Source organism: Sorangiineae bacterium MSr12523 (assembly GCA_037157775.1).
Taxonomy (GTDB): Bacteria; Myxococcota_A; Polyangia; order Polyangiales; family Polyangiaceae; genus Pendulispora; species Pendulispora brunnea.
On sequence record CP089982.1, the window covers coordinates 4,254,251 to 4,274,331 of the forward strand.

The following is a 20,081-nucleotide window of genomic DNA, read 5'->3' on the forward strand; positions in this document are numbered from 1 at the left end:
CCTCAAACAAACGGTGATGGCAATATGAAAGTACTGATTTCCTCCATCGGCTCACGCGGCGATGTGCAACCGCTCCTGGCGCTCGCACTCGAATTGCGGGCGCTGGGAAACGATGTGAGCTTGTGCGTAGCCCCGAACTTCAAAGAATGGGTGGAGTCATTCGGGCTACGTTGCATTCCGATAGGGCCGGATTTGAAGACCATGCAAGGCGGTGCGGCCCAGACCAAAGACGGTAAGCCGGTCAAGCCCACCATGAAGCAAATGAAGGAGATGGCCGCTTCCACCGTTCGCGACCAATTCCAGGTGCTCACCGAGGCCGCCCGCGGCTGCGACCTCATCGTTGCTGCAACCGCATTGCAAATTGCGGCGCGCTCGATCGCCGAAACGCTCAAGATCCCCTACGTATTCGTGGGCTTTTCGCCGTCGGTGTTCCCGTCGCCCGATTATCCGCCCCACGCCCCGCCGCCCCTGGGGTTCCAATATCCGCGGGGGCTGCCGTCGTTTGCCAATCGTCTTCTCTGGAAGATGGACGGCTGGATGTTCAGCGTGGCATTCCTCACGACATTGAACGAGGAGCGCGCCAAATTGGGTTTGCCCCGCGTCGAAAATGTCCAGCGCCATGTCTTCACGGATCGCCCGTGGCTTGCCGCGGACCCCGTCTTGGCACCGGCCGCTCCGGCCGCGGACCTGGAGATTGTCCAGACCGGAGCCTGGCTTCTGCCGAATCAAAGCGCGTTGCCGGACGAACTCGAGAAATTCCTCTCCGGCGGCGAGCCTCCCGTCTATTTCGGTTTTGGCAGCATGCAGGCGGCGGACCAAACGGGAAAGCTGCTCATCGATGCCGCGCGGGCAGCGGGGCTTCGTTCGATTCTTTCACAAGGATGGGGAAATCTCCGTCTCGCCGACGCTGGCGCCGATTGCATCTCCATCGGGGACGTCAATCACGAAAAGCTATTTCCCCGGGTGGCGGCGGTGGTGCACCACGGCGGGGCAGGGACGACGACCACGGCATCGAAATCCGGAAGTCCGCAAGTCATCGTGCCGCACATTTACGATCAGTATTATTTTTCGCGAAGGGTGCAAGAATTGGGGGCAGGGGTCCCGTGCTCCGCCCGCAAAGCCTTGACCTCGGAAGGATTGGCCTCTGCGCTGCGCGAATGTTCTCGGCCGGAAATCAAAGAGGGGGCCCGCGCCCTGGCAGCCCGCATCGTGCCCGATGGGGCGAAAATCGCCGCACAGCGGTTGGTCAGTGAATTTGGAAAACACCGTCTCAATGGCGAAGGCCTCGAGGCGCAGCATCACCTAGGTTCTTTGTGATGGTCGCGCGCCCCGCACTGTGCGCACGTACTGCGATGTGCGGGGCGCGTTCGTCGAGAATAGCTATTTGTGGTAGTCGAAATAACAACGATTGAATCGGTGTCCGGACATCGATAGGTCCACCCGATAAGCCTCGTGAACGATTCGAAACATTCTTGTCATGTGATTGGATGACACCGTTTTTGGTACGGTGATATCAAATCCGATTGAACGGATTTCCACGTTGCGATGCATCACAAGACGTTCCATCATCGACGATCGCGTCAGGTCTCGGAAAGTATCCAATGGAATTCACTGAGAATTCAGTACGGATGGAGCACTCTGCCCGAACGTTGCACCGGCTGCTGCATGGTTTGATGTGCATGCAACTACGGTCACTGGGATTGTTCGAAGCGTCATCGTTGGATGCTTGGAAGCAACGGGTCGAACTTCCTGCGCTCTACGAGCGCTGGCTGCAGGAGAGTCTGCGCGCGTTGCAGGAGCATGGAACCATCCGCGTGGAAAACGGGCGTTGCACCTTGCGGGATCCCGAGGTTGCTTCTGGTGCTGCGCTGTGGTCGGAGTGGGAGACGAATCAACGCGAATGGCGAAATGATCCGGCATTGAGCGCGCAAGTGCAGCTGCTGGATGCGACATTGCGCGCCCTGCCCGAGATTCTCACCGGCCGGAAACGCGCGACCGACGTTCTCTTTCCCGATTCGTCGATGCATTTGGTGGAGGGTATCTACAAGCGCAATCGCGGGGCGGATGCGTTCAATGCCGTGGTCGCCGACATCGTGGTCGCCTTCGTGGAGGCCCGGATCCGGCAAGACCCCGAGGCGCGCGTTCGCATCCTGGAGATTGGCGCGGGCACTGGCGGAACGAGCGAGGGCGTGCTCGAGCGCCTCGCACCCCATGCAGGCTCGGTGGCCGAATACGGCTATACCGATTTGTCCAAAGCGTTTCTCCTGCACGCGCAGGACCACTACGCGCCTCGGTATTCGTACCTGAAGACGGCCATCTTCAATGTCGAGCAACCGCTCGCCGAACAGGGAATTTCTGCAGGGGTCTACGATGTGGTCATCGCGGCGAACGTGCTGCATGCGACCAAGAATATCCGCGTGACGTTGCGCAATGCCAAAGCGGCGTTGCAAGGCAACGGGGTGCTGGTGCTCAACGAGCTCCATGGTCGCAATCTCTTTACGCACCTCACGTTTGGGCTGCTCGAAGGGTGGTGGCTGTACGAGGACGAGGCCTTGCGCCTCCCGGGCACCCCGGCGCTGACGTTCGAAGGATGGGAACGCGCCCTGGAAGCGGAAGGCTTTCACTCGGTCGCGCGCGCCGCGGAGGGGCAGGGGCAGCAGATCATCGTGGCCCAGAGCGACGGTGTGATTCGCCAGCCTGCGACACGCGCACCCCGTCCAGAGGTTCGCCACGAGGTTCGTCGTGAGATCCCACGCGCTCCGGAGCCGACCCATGGGATCGACGACCGCGCGGTGCGCGAGCACATTTTGCAGACGCTGCTCGATCAATTGAGTGCCACGTTGAGGATGGAGCGCGATGCGATCGATCCCGACGAGTCTTTTGCCGATTACGGGCTCGACTCGATCATGGGTGTCCGCACGACGGACGCGATCAACAAGGCGCTGTCGATCAAGCTGACCACCACCAGCGTGTTCGATTACCCAAGCACCAACAAGCTTGCGGGGCACATTTTTGCCGAGTACCGCGATGGCATCGCAGCGCTGCTCTCGGCGGCCTCGCCGGAGCCAGCGCCGAAGGAAGCGCAGGCCCCGCGGCGATTCCCCGCGGTGACGAAGCCGGCGAGCCCGGCGCCCGAGACCAAGGCGTCATCGCCGCGGGAATCGATAGCTATCATCGGCATGAGCGCCCGCTATGCGCGGGCCAACACCGTGGACGAGCTTTGGGAGCATCTCGCACGGGGCACGGAGCTCACGGAGACGATCACCCGTTGGGACCTCGCCCGCGAGTACGCGGCGGCCAACATCGAAAACGGTTGCCTACGCGGTGGCTTCCTCCAGGAGATCGAGCACTTCGATCACCTGTTTTTCAACATCTCGGGCATCGAAGCGACCTACATGGACCCGCAGCAGCGGTTGTTCCTGCAGGAGGGCTGGCGGGCCTTGGAGGACGCAGGCTACGCGGGTCTAAGCATCGAGGGCCACCGTTGCGGCGTGTACGTCGGCTGCAACGGCGGCGACTATTCGCAGCTTTTCAAAGACGATGCCTCGACGCCCCCGGAGGCGATGATGGGGAGCGCCGCGTCGATACTCTCGGCGCGCATTGCCTACAGCCTCGACCTACGGGGCCCGGCCATGACCATCGACTCGGCCTGCTCCAGCTCCCTGGTGGCGATGCACCTCGCTTGCCAGGCTTTGCGCGCCGGGGAAGTCGACTTGGCACTGGCCGGTGGCGTCTACTTGCAGTGCACCCCCAGCTTTTATGTGATGGCGTCGCGCACGGGAATGCTCTCCCCGAATGGCCGCTGCCACACCTTCGACGATCGCGCGGATGGCTTCGTGCCCGGTGAGGGCGTGGGCGCCGTGCTGCTCAAGCGCCTGAGCGATGCGATCGCCGACGGCGATCCCGTGCGGGCGATCATCCGCGGCTCGGCGATCAACCAGGATGGCACGACGAATGGCATCACCGCCCCGAGCGCCCTGTCCCAGGAGCGGTTGGAGCGCGAGGTGTACGAGACCTTTGGCATCCACGCCGAAGAGATCCAGATGGTGGAAGCCCATGGCACCGGAACGAGGCTCGGCGATCCCATCGAGTACCAGGCGCTGACCAAAGCTTTCCGCAAAGATACGGACAAGAAGCACTTCTGCGCGATTGGCTCGATCAAGACCAACATCGGGCACACCACCGCGGCCTCCGGGTTGGCCGGTGTCGTCAAGTGCGTGCTTGCGCTGCAACACCGACGCATCCCGCCGTCGTTGCATTTCGAGCGGGGCAATTCGCATATCGATTTCGAGAATAGCCCTTTCTACGTCAACACCACCTTGCGCGATTGGGAGACGGCGCCCGGTCAGCGGCGCTTGGCGGCCGTGAGCTCGTTTGGAATGAGCGGCACCAACGCGCACATGGTTCTCGAAGAGGCACCGCCCGCCCATCGCACACACGGCGAGCGTCCCGGCTACCTCGTCGTGCTCTCCGCCCGAACGGCGGGCCAGCTCGAGGAGCAGGTCGAGCGGCTACGGCGGCACGTCGAAGAGAACCCGGCCCTCGACCTCGGCAACGTCGCATATACGCTGCTCGTCGGGCGCAAGCACCTCGAGCATCGTCTGGCCTGCGTCGCCCGCGACACGAACGAGTTGATCGGCTTGCTCCGGGATGGGCGCGCCAGGGGCAAGGTGTACGTCTCCGTGCCGACCGGAAAGCTTCGCGAACAGGAATCGCGGTTGCAAACCGGAAACGAGTGCATCGAGCAGTGCGCCCGTGGCGTGTCGGACGGTGAATACGTGCAACGGCTGTCGACGCTCGCCGAGCTGTATGCACAGGGCTACCGTCTGGGCTACGAGCGCCTCTTTGCGGGCGATGGATACCGCCGGATCCCGCTGCCGACGTATCCGTTCGAGAAGCGCCGTTGCTGGGTCGAGGCCGAGGAGAAAAAGGCCATTCCCATCAAGGAGGATGGTTCGCGCAACGGCATCAAAGAGCGGGTCAAGACGGAGTTTTGCCGCATCTTGCGGCTTCAATCGGGCGACTTTGGCTACGACACCGCGTTTGGCGATCTGGGCGTGAGCTCGATCAATGCCATCGAGCTCGTGGACGCGATCAATCGCCTCTTCGGGCTGCAGCTGCCGAGCAGCGTGGTGTTCGAATTCAGCAGCATCCGTTTGCTGGCGGATTACGTGCTCCGGTCTCTGCCGGCAAAGCCGGAGGCGGTCGCCGATAAGTTCGAACCCGCGATCGAACCCGCGGGCGAGCCCGCGAGGCCCGTCGTGACGCCGGCGCCCAAGGATGACGGCGCCATTGCCATCATTGGACTATCGTCCCGGTGCGCGGGGGCGCGCAATGCGGCGGAATTCTGGGAGCTCGTTCGCGACGGGCGCGAATGCGTCGACTTTGCCCAAGACGAACAATGGCGCGACGTGCTCGCGAGCCACGGCCTCGACCGCGTCATCCGCTACGGTGCCATGGCGGAGACGGAATGCTTCGATAGCGCCTTTTTCAGCATCTCGCCGCGCGAGGCGCAGGCCATGGACGGTGTGCAGCGCATCGCCCTCGAGGCCTGTTATGCGGCCATCGAGGACGCCGGTTACGCGCCCGGTTCCCTCGGCGGGCAGGACGTGGCCGTCATTCTCGGTGCCGTGCAATCCACTGCGCCCAACGCGGAGCCCACGCATTTCTCCATGTTGGGAAATGACAATGGCATCCTGGCCGCGAGGACCTCGTATTTCCTGAATCTCAAAGGGCCCGCGCTGGCCATCAACACCACGTGCTCCTCGTCGCTGGTGGCTATTCACCTCGCATGCCAAAAGCTCCAGGCGTACCAGGTGGATGCCGCAATTGCCGGCGGAATCACCGTGTTCAATCACCCGATCGGCTTCGTGTCGATGCAGAGCGCGGGGATGCTTTCGCCCAAAGGTCGATGCAGGCCCTTCGATCACGAGGCGGATGGCACCGTGGTCGGGGATGGCGTGGGCATCGTCGTTCTGAAGCGCCTCGCGGACGCGCAAGCCGACAATGACCGAATCTATGGCGTGATTCGAGCCAGTGGCACGAACCAGGACGGCAAAACATCGGGCATTACGGTGCCCAGTTTCCTGTCGCAAAGCCGTTTGGTCGAATCCGTTTACCGGCGGTCCAACATTCCCGCCGAGGATATTCAGTACGTCGAGGCCCACGGCACGGGCACCAAACTGGGCGACCCGATCGAGATTCATGCGCTGAGCGAGGCTTTTCGTCAATTCACCGACAAAAAGCAATTTTGCGGCATTGGCGCGTTGAAGGCGAACATCGGCCATACGACGGCGGCATCCGGGGTGCTGGGCCTCATCAAGGTGTGCCTGAGCATGCAGCACGGGCAGATGCCGCCGAGCATCCACTACGAGCAGCCAAACCCGCACATCGACTTTGCAAACAGCCCGGTGTACGTGAATACGCAGTTGAAACCCTGGCCGGTGAACGCGCGTGGATCGCGCCTCGCGGCGATTAGCTCCTTCGGCTTCAGCGGCACCAATGCGCACCTCGTGGTGGAGCAATACGTGAATATACCACGCAACGGGGTCGGGCGAGGGCCCGCGCTCGTGGTGCTCTCCGCGCGCAACGACGATCGGCTGATGGCGCGGGCCGAGCAGTTGCTTGCGGCGCTTCGGGACCGAGACGAAGGCGAGCTGCACGATCTTGCCTACACCCTGCAGGTGGGAAGGGACGCGATGGAGAGCCGTGTCGGCTTCATCGTCGACTCCTTGTCGGCGCTGCAGCAGGAGCTCCAGCGCTTCGTGGGGGGGGAGACGTCCGCGGCCATTCGGGCCAAGGGCCACGGCGATTCGAGCCTCACGGAGGATGAGCAGTCCCTCATCGCGGAGGATTGCATCGCGCACGCGAAGTGGCCGCGGCTGATGGACCTTTGGGCGCGTGGATTCAATGTCGATTGGCGACGCCTCTATGGCCAGGTCAAGCCTAGGCGCCTCGCACTGCCGACGTATCCCTTTGCGCGGGAGCGCTATGCGGTGCAGATCGCGAGCCCGCCGGCGGCGAGTGCGCTCGATTCGGGCGATTCCCGTGCGCTGCACCCTCTGTTGCACCGAAATACCTCGGACTTCGAGGTGCAGCGCTTTGCGTCGACGTTTGGCGGCGCCGAAAGCTTCTTGCGCGACCACGTCGTCGGTGGCCAAAAGGTATTGCCCGGCGTTTGCTACTTGGAAATGGCCCGTGCGGCGGTCGTGGCCTCCCTCGGCGACGTCGCACCGAATCATCCGGTGCACGTGCGGCTCGAGAACGTCGTCTGGCTGCGGCCGATCGTGGTCGACCAGCCCGCCGAGGTCCAAATTCGGTTGACGGCGCAGGAGTCGGGCGAGATCGATTTCGAAGTCGTGACGGAAGCGGCCGTGCACGCCCAAGGGCGGGCCGTTTTGTTCGAGGGCGAAGAACCCGAGCCCGACGCCTCGGAGTTCCAGGCGGTGCTCGCGGGCCGGGAGCAATCGATCGGCGCGGATCGTTGCTACGAAGCTTACCAGACCATGGGCATCGCCTACGGTCCGGCGCACCGCGGTTTGCGGACCCTCGGTGTGCGCCGAAAGGGCGCCGGCGAGCTGCAGGTCATCGCGGAAATCGTGCTGCCCGCGTGCGTGGCGGACACCCACGAGCAATTCGTCGTGCACCCCAGCGTGCTCGATAGCGCGTTCCAGGCCTCGTTGGGATTGGTGTTCGTGCACCAGAGCATGGCCTCTGGCGGTGCTGCGGTCGGTCTCGGCATGCCCTTCGCGCTCGAGAGCATCGAGATCCTCGGGCGCACCCCGATGCGCTCGTATGCCTTCATTCGAGCGCATGCCGACGGCGGCTCGCAGCAGCAAAAATTGCAAAAGCTGGACGTGGAGGTGTGCGACGAGCATGGTCGCGTGTGCCTGCGCTTGCGCGGCCTCACCTCGCGCTTGCTGGAGGACACCGCGCCGCTGCATCCCTTGCTGCACCGGGATGTCTCCACCCGAGAGCAGCGCGAATTCTCCAGCGCCTTCACCGGCTCGGAATGGTTTCTCGCGGAGCACGGGCAGGTATTTCCGGCCCCGGCGTACTTGGAAATGGCGCGCCTCGCGGGCGAGACCGGAAATGGCAAAAAGGTCGTCGGCATACGAAACGCGCTTTGGGTCGCCCCGCTGGTCATTCAGGACCGCGCCTGCGACGTGCGCGTGCGCTTGGCGACCGCGAGCGATGGCTGGACCTACACGGTGGAGACGGCCGCGGATGCACGAAAGGTCACGCATGCCCAAGGGCGGCTAATCTTCGACGATCGCCCGGCGCCGCCCCCGGCACTGGACATCCAGGGCATTCGTGCGCGGTGCGGCCAAACGGCGGACGCGGAAACGCGTGCGGCGACGATGCAGATGGCGGCGGTCTACGAGAAGTCGCGCATCGAGTCGTTGATCCATTCCGAGAAAGAAGCGCTGGTGCGTTTGCGGCCCCGCGCGCACGGTGACGAGAATTACGTGCTGCACCCGCACGTGGGCAATTCCATCTTGGAGCCCGCGGCGTTCCTTTCGTTGATTCAAGATGGCCAACGGCAGTGGCGATTCCCGTACAGTCTGGACGCATTGTGGATTTACGCGGACATGCCCGCGAGCGCCTACGTGTACGTGCGCGAAAGCGCGGGGACGCAAAAGGCTCGCAAGTACGATATCGACGTGGTCGACGAGCACGGTCATTGCGCGATGGCGATTCGCGGTTACATGGCCATTGCCGCCAGCGTTCCTGCGCCCGCCGACGTCGTGTACGCCGCCCCGCAATGGGAAGAGCATCCGCTGGCGCCCTCACGAAATACGGATTCCACGGAGCCGCCGATTTTCTGCCTTTCCGCGCCCGACGCCACGCTGCGCCAGGCCATCGAGGGTCGTTGGCGAGGAGCCCGGGTCGAAGTGCTCGCTCCGGCGGGCCACAATCCGGCGCGGGCCATCGAGGAGAACTTTCTCACGGTCATGGGGCTCTTGAAGGGCTGCATGACCAGCAAGGCGCAGCGTCCGCAGCCCTTCGTGGTGCTCGTGGAGGAGAAAGACGCCCATGTGCACGCCGCGCTCGTGGGGCTTCTGAAGTCGGCGCGGTTGGAGCATTCGAAGCTTCTTTGCAAGGTCGTGCGCCATACGACCGCGGGCCAATACGCGCAGCTCGTGGAACGCGTGGAGCACGAGCTGACGAGCGGCAATGCCGAGCTCGAAGTGCGCTACGAGGAGGGGACCCTCGAGCGCCGGGTGCGCGTGTGGCGGGAGACGACCCTGCCCAAGCAGGCCTCCACCGCGCAGGTCGTGCGTGCGGGAAGCGTGGTGTGGATCACCGGAGGCTTGGGTGGTCTCGGGCGCATCGTCGCGCGGCACTTCGGCGCCGTCGAGGGCGTGAAGATTCTTGCGAGCGGACGCACAGCGCTGGAGGGCAGCCCGCGTTCCGCGCTGGAGCAGTTGCGCCGGCAGGGTATCGACATCGAATACCTGGTTTGCGATGTGTCCGATGCCAAGCAGGTGCGCGACCAGGTGGCGGGAATTCAGCGAGAATTCGGGCGCCTCACGGGCATCATCCATTGCGCAGGCCTCACGCGCGATGCGTACTTGTTGAACAAGACCGCGGAGCAAGTGCACGCGGTGCTGACCCCGAAGGTCGCGGGCGCCTTGGCGCTCGATGAGGCAACGCGGGATCTGCCGCTGGAATTCATGGTGCTGTTCTCCTCGCTGGCATCGGGGGGCAACGCGGGGCAGGCCGACTACGCCGGCGCCAATGCCTTCCTCGATGCCTTCGCGCACCATCGCAACGAGCGCGTTCGTCGCGGTGAGCGTCACGGCCACACCCTCTCGGTGAACTGGCCACTATGGCGAGACGGCGGCATGCACCTCGATGCGCAAGTGCAGGAGCTGCACGAGCGACTCACCGGCCTGCGCGCCATGGATAGCCAAACCGGTATGACCTCGCTGGTGGGCGCACTCGTGGAGAAGCCCGCGCAGGTGCTGGTCGCTGCGGGCGATGTACAGAAGATTCGCGCGGTCCTCTTTGCCGGCGATTCGGCGGCCACGAAGAAGCAGGAGCCGCCGGCGCAGGCCGCCGCTGCGTCCGCGTCCTCGTCGGAGCAGGCACCCGCCGGCAAGGGCGATGCGCTGATGAATCGACTCGTTCAGGAATTGATACGAGACGTTAGCGCGCTGATGAAGGTCGACGTGCGCAACGTCGAGGCGCAGGCCGAGCTCTCCCGCTACGGCTTCGACTCGGTCATGTTCACCGAGTTCGCGAACGATCTGAACCGGCGATACGGCTTGGCACTCATGCCGACGGTGTTCTTCGAGTGCTCCACCTTGGCAGCGCTGGGGGAATACCTCCTCCAGAACCACGGGCCGCAGCTCCGCGCGAAGTTGGACGGGGGGGATGCGCCGAAGGCTCCGGCGGCTCGGACGGAGCCGGTCGGCGTCCTGCGTGTACCGCGCGCGGGTCAGCGACGGAGCCCTGCGGTGGCCGCGCCCAAAGGTGAGATCGCCCCCGCTCGCGAGGAACCCATGGCCATCGTGGGCCTGAGCGGGCGATTCCCGGGTTCGGCCAGCGTGCGCGAACTTTGGAAAAACGTAGAGGCCAATCGCGATTTGATTGGCGAAGTGCCGGCCGATCGCTGGGATTGGCGGCAGTATTACGGCGACGCCAAGTCGGAACCCGGCAAGACCCGCGCGAGGTGGGGCGGCTTCATGGCCGATGCCGACTGCTTCGACCCGCTGTTCTTCGGGATTTCCCCACTGGAGGCCCTGGGGATGGATCCGCAGCAGCGCCTCTTCATCCAAGCGGCGTGGGCCTGCATCGAGGACGCGGGCCACCGGCCGAGCAGCCTCGCCGGAACGAACACCGGTGTCTTCATCGGCATCACCACCGCCGATTACAAAGACATTTTGCACCGCCAGCGCGTATTGGGAACTTCGTATTCCCAGGGCTCGTACTTGTTCCATTTCATGGCGGCCAATCGGGTTTCCTACCTTTTGAACTTGCACGGGCCGAGCGAGGCCGTCGACACGGCGTGCTCCAGCTCCTTGGTGGCCCTGCACCGCGCCGTGGGGTGCCTGCGCTCCGGCGAATGCGACGCGGCGGTGGTCGGTGGCGTCAACGTCATGGCCACGCCCGACATTACGATCGGCGCGAGCGCAGCGGGCATGCTCAGCGAGGATGGCCGTTGCAAGACCTTCGATCGCGGTGCGGATGGCTACGGCCGCGGAGAGGGCGTCGTGGCCCTGTTCATCAAGCCGCTGAGCAAGGCTCGCGCGGATGGCGATCCCGTTTACGGCTTGATTCGAGGCATCGCGGAGAACCACGGCGGCAAGGCAACGTCGCCGACGGCGCCGAATCCGGTTGCGCAGCAAGCCTTGCTCGTGGCCGCGTACCGCCATGCGGGCATCGACGTGCGCACGGTGGGGTACATCGAGACGCACGGCACGGGAACGCCGCTGGGCGATCCCATCGAGATCAACGGTCTCAAGAGCGCCTTTGCGCAGCTGTACGCCGGACAAGGGATCACGGAGCCCGTCGAGCCGCATTGCGGATTGGGCTCGCTGAAGACGAACATCGGCCACCTGGAGGCGGTGGCCGGCATGGCGGGGCTCGTCAAGGTGCTGATGATGCTTCGCCACGGGCGCATTCCCGGCAATGCGCACTTGAAAGAGCCCAATCCGTATTTGCAATTGGAGAATAGCCCGTTCTATTTGGCGAGGGAAACGCGCGACTGGCCCGAGCTTCGCGAGGCCGATGGGCGCGTGGCGCCGCGGCGGGCGGGGGTGAGCAGCTTTGGCGTCGGCGGCGCGAATGCGCACGTGGTGCTCGAGCAATACGCGGAAGCGGGGCGGGACGCGTCGCGTGCACCCACGCAGGAGCATCCCGCGCTGCTGGTGCTCTCGGCGAAGACGCACGATCGATTGAGGGCCCAAGCCGAGCAACTGCTCTTGGAGTTGTCCTCCGTGGAGTACACGGAGAGCGATCTCACGGACATCGCCTACACGCTGCAGATTGGGCGCGAAGCGATGGAGCATCGGCTGGCCTTCGCGGCAAAGAGCGTGGCGCAGGCGCGCGAGAAGCTGACGGCCTACCTCGCGGGCAAGGCGACCCGCGGTGAGATCCCCGAGTTCTATTGTGGGGAGACGCGAAGCGACAAGGAATCACTGGCCACGCTCACGGCCGATTCGGATTTTGCCGAAACATTGGAGAAGTGGATTCAGCGCGGCAAATACGACCAACTGTTGAATCTCTGGGCCAAGGGTCTGCACCTCGATTGGGCGGCGCTGCATGGCGAGCCAAAGCCCCGTCGCGTGAATTTGCCCACATACCCGTTCGCCCGTGAGCGCTATTGGCTCGAGTTCGACGAGGCGGTCGCGGCGAAGACGGCGGTCATTCATCCTTTGCTCCAGCGCAATACGTCCGTTTTGGCCGAGCAGCGTTTCAGTTCCGAGTTCACCGGGGCCGAATCGTTCCTGAGCGATCACGTGGTTCGCGGTGAAAAGGTGTTGCCGGCCGTCGCCTATCTGGAAATGGCGCGGGCGGCCGTGGTGGAATCCCTGGAGGGCCCCGCGGGCGTCGAGCTTCGCGACGTGGTTTGGCAGCGACCGCTGGTCGTCGCGGAGGCGCGGCAGGCTCATATTGGGCTGTCGGCCGGGGAAGGTGGCGAGGTCGCGTTCGAGATCTATACGACGGCGGACGGGGAGCGAATCGTCCACGCGCAAGGTCGAGCGGCGCGGTGGGACGGCACGCCGGAGACCGTGGATTTGCCCGCGTTGCGAGCGCAATGCGCGAAGCCGATCGCGGTCGAGGCGTGCTACGCGATGTTCGAGGCGATGGGCATGGCGTTTGGTCCCGCGCACCGCAGCCTCACGCGGATGCACGTCGGGACGGACATCGAGGGTCAGCCCTGCGTGCTCGCGGAGATCGCGCTTCCGGAGCGTGTGGGGGCGACGGCAGGGGCCTACTTCCTTCATCCGAGCATCCTCGATGGTGCAGCGCAGGCCTCCATCGGGTTGGCCATGTCCGACGGCGATGCTTCGGCCGCACGTGGGTCGCTTCCCTTTGCGCTCGAGGCATTGGAGATCCTGGACCGAAGCCCCTCGAGCGCGGTGGCGGTGGTTCGGGCCCGTGAGGCAACGCCAGGCAGCTCCCTTCGAAAGCTGGACATCGATATTTGCGATGAGGCGGGTCGGGTGTGCGTCCGCTTGAAGGGCCTTACCTCGCGCGCGCTGCCGAATGCGTCGCTGGACGAGACCGAAAGCCTGCTGCTTCGGCCGCAGTGGGAACCGGCCGAGTCATCGGCGCCGGAGAAGAGCTATGACGAGCGCTGGATTTGTCTCGACGAAGCCTATCGCGATTCGTTGCCAGCATTGCAATCGAAGCATCCGGAGGCGCATTGGGAAATTCTCGCCCGGGCGGGCGGAGATGATGACTACGCCGGCGCCGCGCTGATGGCGATGGGCGAGCAGTTGTTGGCTCGGGTGCGGGCACTGTTGGCCGCGAAGCCGCACCGGCCGGTGTCGTTGCAGGTGCTGTTGAACGAGGCGAGCGGGGGAGGGGCTTTGCGGGCCTTGGGCGGAATGCTCAAGAGCGCACGCTTGGAAAACCCGCTGCTGCACGGCCAAGTGCTCGGCCTGCCGGCGCAGGCGACGCCGTCGCTGCTGGATCGGATCATCGCGGAGGGCGCGGCCGGTGATGGCGAGGTTCGCTACGTCGAGGGCCGGCGCGAAGTCCTTGTCTTGCGACCCGTCGAGGGCGGCGCCGAGGCAGGAACGAGCATGCCCTGGACGAACGGCGGCGTGTACCTCATTACGGGCGGCGCGGGTGCGTTGGGCCAGCTGTTCGCCAAGGAAGTCGTCCAGCGGGTCGCGAATGCACGGGTCATTCTCGGCGGCCGCTCGGTGCTCTCTCCGGAGCGCGAAGAACGGCTGCGCAGGCTTGGCGCGAACGTGCGCTACCAGGTGCTGGACGTGACGGATGCTTCGGCCGTGCGCGAGGTTATCCAGGGGATCCACGCGCAATACGGGCGATTGGACGGCGTGCTTCACGGCGCGGGTGTGATTCAGGATAGCTTCGCGCTCAAAAAGGACCCGGAGGAATTTCGCGCGGTGATGGCGCCGAAGGTGCTCGGCGCGGTGAACCTGGACCAGGCCACACGCGATGTCGCGCTGGATTTTCTCGTGTTGTTCTCTTCCGGGGCCGGCGCCGTCGGCAACGTGGGGCAAAGCGATTATGCGACCGCCAATGCGTTTTTGGATCGGTTCGCGGCGCATCGCAACGAGCGGGTGAAACTCGGTGAACGGCGAGGCCGGACGCTGTCAATCAATTGGCCACTATGGGCCGACGGCGGCATGGGCATCGACGCGCGCGCCCAAGATGTGATGCGCGAGCAGGGCTACCGCGCATTGAGCACCGACGCGGGTATCGAGATGTTCTACCGCGCCTGGCGAACGACCGAATCGCAAGTGATGGTGGTCTCGGGCACGGCGCGCCGGTTGGACGAGCTGCGCAGGACTGCCGCGCGTCCTCAGTCCGTCCGGGTTGCGCCGGTTGCGAATGAAGCGCCGACATCGGAGGAACCGGGCGAGCTTCTGCCGAAGACGAGCCACTATTTGAAAAAGCTTTTGGCCACCACGCTGAAGGTGCCCTCGGACCGCATCGAGACCGATGCGCCGCTGGAGAAGTACGGCATCGATTCGATCATGGCCCTGGGCCTGGTGAACAAGCTCGAGTCGACATTCGGCCCATTGCCGAAGACACTGATGTTCGAGTATCAAACCATCGACTCCCTGGCGGAATACTTCCTTCGAACCCACCGCCCCACGCTGATCGCGGAGTTGAAGCCAACGCGCTCCCCCACGTCGCAGCCCGAGGATGGTGCACCGCCATATGGAGCACCGCCATATGGAGCACCGCCATATGGAGCACCGCCATATGGAGCACCGCCATATGGATCGCCGTATGGAGCGCCGGCTTCCAGCCGGCGGTCCGCCGCCTTCCAGGCGGCCCGCCGCACGCCTCCAGCCGGCCAGAGGCCGGCGGACCGCCGGCAAGATGCCGGCGATCCATTCGTTCCGCGCCCCTTCGAGGTGGCCATCATTGGACTCAGTGGCCAGTATCCGCAGGCTGCGGACGTGCACGCGTTCTGGGAGAACCTCGAAGCGGGACGGGACTGCATCACCGAGATCCCCGCTGCACGCTGGGACCACACGGCCTACTTCGACCCGGAGAAAGGCAAACTCGGTAAGAGCTACAGCAAGTGGGGCGGCTTCATCGATGGCGTCGACGAATTCGACCCGGTGTTCTTCAACGTCTCGCCGCGCGACGCCGGTTTCTTGGACCCCCAGGAGCGCCTGTTCCTGCAATGCGTATATCGAACGCTGGAGGACGCCGGCTACACGCGCGAAGCGCTCCGGCAGCATCGTGCCTCGGGCATCGAGGGCAACGTCGGTGTGTTCGTGGGCGTCATGTACGAGGAGTATCAGCTCTACGGCGCCCAAGCGCAAATGCTCGGACCGGCCTTTGCGCTCGCCGGCAACGCCTCCTCCATCGCCAACCGCGTGTCGTACTTCTGCAACTTCCACGGGCCGAGCCTCGCCGTCGACACGATGTGTTCGAGCTCGCTGACGGCGATCCATCTCGCCGTGCGAAGCTTGATGACGGGAGACTGCGAACTCGCCATTGCCGGTGGGGTCAACGTCTCCGTGCACCCCAACAAGTATTTGGCATTGTCGCAGGGGCAATTCACCTCCAGCACGGGACGCTGCGAGAGCTTCGGCCAGGGCGGCGACGGTTACGTGCCAGGCGAGGGCGTCGGCGCCGTATTGCTCAAGCCTTTGGCGCGGGCGGAGGCCGATGGCGACCACATTCATGGCGTCATCAAGGGCACGAGCATCAACCACGGAGGCAAAACGAACGGCTACACGGTGCCAAATCCCATCGCCCAAGCGCAGGTGATTGCACGCGCCGTGGAAGAGGCGCGCGTGAACCCGCGCGCAATCAGCTACATCGAGGCGCACGGCACCGGCACGAGCCTGGGCGATCCCATCGAAATCGCCGGTTTGACGCAGGCGTTCTCCCGCTACACGCAGGACAAGCAGTATTGCGCCATCGGCTCGGCCAAATCGAACATAGGGCACCTGGAAAGCGCCGCAGGAATTGCAGCCGTAACCAAGGTGCTGTTGCAAATGAAGTACCGCACCCTCGTGCCGAGCTTGCATTCCCAGGTGCTGAACCCGCACATCGACTTTGCTACGACGCCCTTCCGCGTGCAGCAAACGCGCGAAGCGTGGAAGCGGCCCGTTCTCGAGGTCGACGGGGTGCAGCGTGAATATCCACGCATCGCGGGCATCTCCTCCTTTGGAGCCGGCGGCGCCAACGCGCACGTGATCCTCGAAGAATACGACCGCGGGGGACGACGCGTGACCACCAGCGACCGACCGGCATTGATCGTCCTCTCCGCGAAGACGGAAGATCGATTGGACGCGCAGGCGCGGCAGTTGTTGGTGCACCTCGCGCGGGAAATCCACGCCGACACCGACCTGGCGAGCATCGCCTACACGTTGCAGACCGGGCGTGAGGCCATGGACCACCGGCTTGCCTTTGCGGTGCGGAGCCTCGATGAACTGCGCGAAAAGTTGACCGCGTACGTGCAAGAGCCCTCGCAGCGGGACGAAATCGAGGCGTGCTACCGCGGCGAGGTAAAGAAGAACAAAGACGCCTTGGCCAGCCTGAACGCGGACGAAGACACGGCGGCCTTGATTGGCGCGTGGATTCAAAAAGGCAAATACAGCAAGATCCTGGAGCTGTGGGTGAAGGGGCTGACCTTCGATTGGCAGCCACTTCACACGGGAGGCGAGGCGCGGCGTATCAGCCTGCCGGGCTACCCGTTTGCCCAAGAGCGCTATTGGATTCCCGAGTTCAAACCCGCGGTTGCTCAGGCAACGGACCCAGATCGGGCCGAACGCTTTCTGACCAAGGACTGGGAGCCCAGCCCCGTGACCTGGCAGCAGGTGGCTCCGCGCGAGGTGATCATCCTCTGCGATGCCGAAACCCGAGGTTTGGCCGCGCGCCTGGCGCGACAGTTCGGCGAAAGCGCAGTGCACGTGCTGGAAAGCGGCGCCTCGCCCCCCATCGATTGGAGTCGCTGCGACGGCTGGATCGACCTGGTGGGGTGCGGCGCAAGCCGTGCGCGCGAGGTGCAATGGGTGGCGCACCTTCAACGGTGGATTGACGAGGGACCCCGCGAGGGCGCGTGGGCGCTGTGCGTGACCCGCGGTCTAGAGGCGCACGAGAACCGGAGCATCCGACTCGGCGGCGCGGATCGGGTCGGCTTGTACCGCATGCTCTCGAGCGAGTGCACGCGCGTCGTCTCGCGTCACGTGGACCTGGACCCCAACGACGACGACGAGGCACTGCTCGCGACCATTGTCGCCGAGTGCGGTGGACCGCGCGCGCCGATCGAGGTGTGCTACCGCGGTGGGCGGCGGTATCGGGCCATCCATCGCGAGCTGCCCCCGCCGCCGTCCGGGAGCCCTCCCATGTTCCCGAGCGATCACGTCCTCTGGGTCACCGGCGGGACGCGCGGCATCGGCTACCGCTGCGCGCAGCACTTCGTCCGTGAACGCGGCGTCAAGCGCTTGGTGCTCACGGGCCGTGAGCTATTGCCTCCGCGCGAGCAATGGGCGCACGCGCAACGAGCGAACACGCCGATCGCGCAGAAGATCCGCGCGGTGCTGGCCTTGGAGGCCGAGGGGGCGCAGGTCCAAGTGCTCGCCGTGCCGCTGTCGGACGAGGAGGCGTTGCGGGCGAGTCTGCAGAGCGTCAAGGCCACACTGGGGCCCATCGGCGGCGTCCTGCACTGCGCAGGCCTCGTCGATCACGAGCAACCCGCGCTCGTGCGCAAGAGCGCCTCGGCGATCGAGGCGGTGCTGGAGCCAAAGGTCACCGGTCTCGATGCGATGCTGGCCTGCTTCGAGCACGAGCCCCTGCGCTTCTTCGCGCTGTTCTCCTCGGTGTCTGCCGCGGTGCCGGCGCTCGCCGTCGGCCAAAGCGACTACGCCATGGCCAATGCGTACATGGATTACGCGGCGCAAGCGCACCGCGATCGAATGCCCATCGTGAGCATTCAGTGGCCGAGCTGGAAAGAAAGCGGCATGGGCGAAAGCCGCACGCCCGTGTACCAAGGCCTCGGTTTCCACGGCCACGGTGATGCAGAGGGTCTACGGCTCTTGGACGCGCTGCTGGGACGCGCCCTCGGCCCGGTGGTTTTGCCCGCGGTGGTCGCTCCGGCCCGCTGGCGCGCGGACGCCCTACTCGAGCCCCGCGCGAAACCTGCCTCGGTCACTGCACCGGCATCGCCCGCAGCGAGCTCGAAGACGGCGGTGCAAGCCTGGCTCGTCGACATCGTGGCCCGTGAACTGAAGCTCGACCCCTCACGGCTCGACGCGCAGACGCCGCTGCCGGACTACGGCGTGGACTCGGTCATGCTGGTGCAACTGGTGCGGCCCGTGTCCGAGCGCATTGGTGAGGCGGTGGATCCGTCGGTCCTGTTCGAGCATCCGACCTTGGAGGCTTTTTCCAATTGGCTCGTGAGCCGCTACGGCGAGGTGCTCTCGGCCGCCCCCGCGGATACTCCGAGCGACGCGCCCGAGCCCACCCCGCAGGTCCAGTCGGCCGCTGCGCAGCCACGCCCGACAGCCGCCGACGACATCGCCGTGATTGGCCTCTCGTGCCGCTTCCCCGGCGCGGGCAATGTCGAGGAATTCTGGCATCTGCTGGCCGAAGGCCGCTCGGCGATTCGTCCCGTGCCGCCGGAGCGATGGGGGCACGCGAGCAGCTATTGCGCAGGCGTCTTGGACAATGCCACGCACTTCGACCCCGCCTTCTTCCTCATCTCGCACGCCGACGCGCGCGCCATGGACCCGCAGGCCTTGCTCGCATTGGAAGAAAGCCTGTCCCTTTGGTACCAAGCCGGCTACACGCCGCAGGAAATCAAAGGCCGCGCCATCGGCGTTTACCTCGGCGGGCGCAGCCAAGTCGTCGCGGACGTGCAGGCGCTGCAAGAGGCCACGAACCTCATCATGGCCGTCGGTGCGAACTACCTCGCGGCCAACATATCCCGCTTCTTCGATTTGCGTGGCCCCAGCGTGGTCATCGACACCGCGTGCTCCTCCGCGCTGGTCGCCATGAACATGGCCATTCAATCGCTGCACGCCGGCGAAATCGAAGCCGCCCTGGTCGGCGGGGTGAGCCTCCTTCACGGGGACGGCGCCCTGCGCGTCTTCGAGCAGCGCGGCATCTTGAACCGCGAGCCCGCACTCCACCTCTTCGACCGCCGCGCGAAGGGCACCATCCTGGGCGAGGGCGCGGGCATGGTGCTGCTCAAACGACTCGATCAGGCCGTGCGCGACGGCGACAGCATCTATGCGGTGATCAAAGGCATCGCCATCAACAACGACGGCCGCACGGCCGGACCCGCCGCGCCGAATCCTCTGGCGCAAAAAGCCGTGATGCAGCGCGCGCTCGCCAAGAGCGGCAAGCGCGCCGCCGAAGTCGGTCACATCGAGGTCAACGGCTCCGGCACCGAGGTGACCGATCTTCTCGAGCTGAAAGCCATCCAATCCGTCTACCGACCCTCGGGCGAAACGCCCTGCGAATTGGGCTCGATGAAGCCGAACATCGGCCATCCACTCTGCGCCGAGGGCATCGCCAGCTTCATCAAGAGCGTCTTGATGCTGCACCACCGCCGGCGCGTACCGTTCCTTTCCGCGCAGGAGCCCATGCAGCACTACGATCTGGCGCGTTCCCCGTTCCGATTCGCACGGACTGCGAGCGAGGCCGATGCTCCGACCGTCGCCGCGATCAACAGCTTCGCCGACGGTGGAACCAACGCCCACGTCATCGTCGAAGCCTGGCCGGAGTCCAGATCCACCGCCATGCGCCGGCCCGTCGTACCGCCGACCCTGAGCAAAATCGACTGCCGCTCCCGGTCCGTCGAAATCGTCACGCCCCCCGCCACCAAGAGCGCCCCGAGTGCCACGCGCGCAAACGGCGTTTGGAAGCGACTCAACGGAACACCGACGTAGGAGACGACGGTT

General features: G+C 64.9%; 2 protein-coding genes and 2 pseudogenes. All 4 read left to right on the top strand.

The window, feature by feature from the left end; genetic code table 11:
- Positions 1-24 precede the first annotated feature (24 nt).
- Positions 25-1,317, top strand: coding sequence for a glycosyltransferase (locus LZC95_16900; GenBank protein ID WXA98505.1), 1,293 nt, complete (start codon positions 25-27; stop codon positions 1,315-1,317).
- A 704-nt stretch (positions 1,318-2,021) separates the two neighbouring features.
- Positions 2,022-14,723, top strand: a pseudogene (locus LZC95_16905) (SDR family NAD(P)-dependent oxidoreductase).
- A 345-nt stretch (positions 14,724-15,068) separates the two neighbouring features.
- Positions 15,069-16,898 (top strand): annotated as a pseudogene (locus LZC95_16910) (type I polyketide synthase).
- Positions 16,899-17,522: 624 nt separating this feature from the next.
- Positions 17,523-20,069: a KR domain-containing protein gene (locus LZC95_16915; GenBank protein WXB00344.1), complete on the top strand. Its 2,547-nt coding sequence runs from the start codon at positions 17,523-17,525 to the stop codon at positions 20,067-20,069.
- Positions 20,070-20,081: the final 12 nt, after the last annotated feature.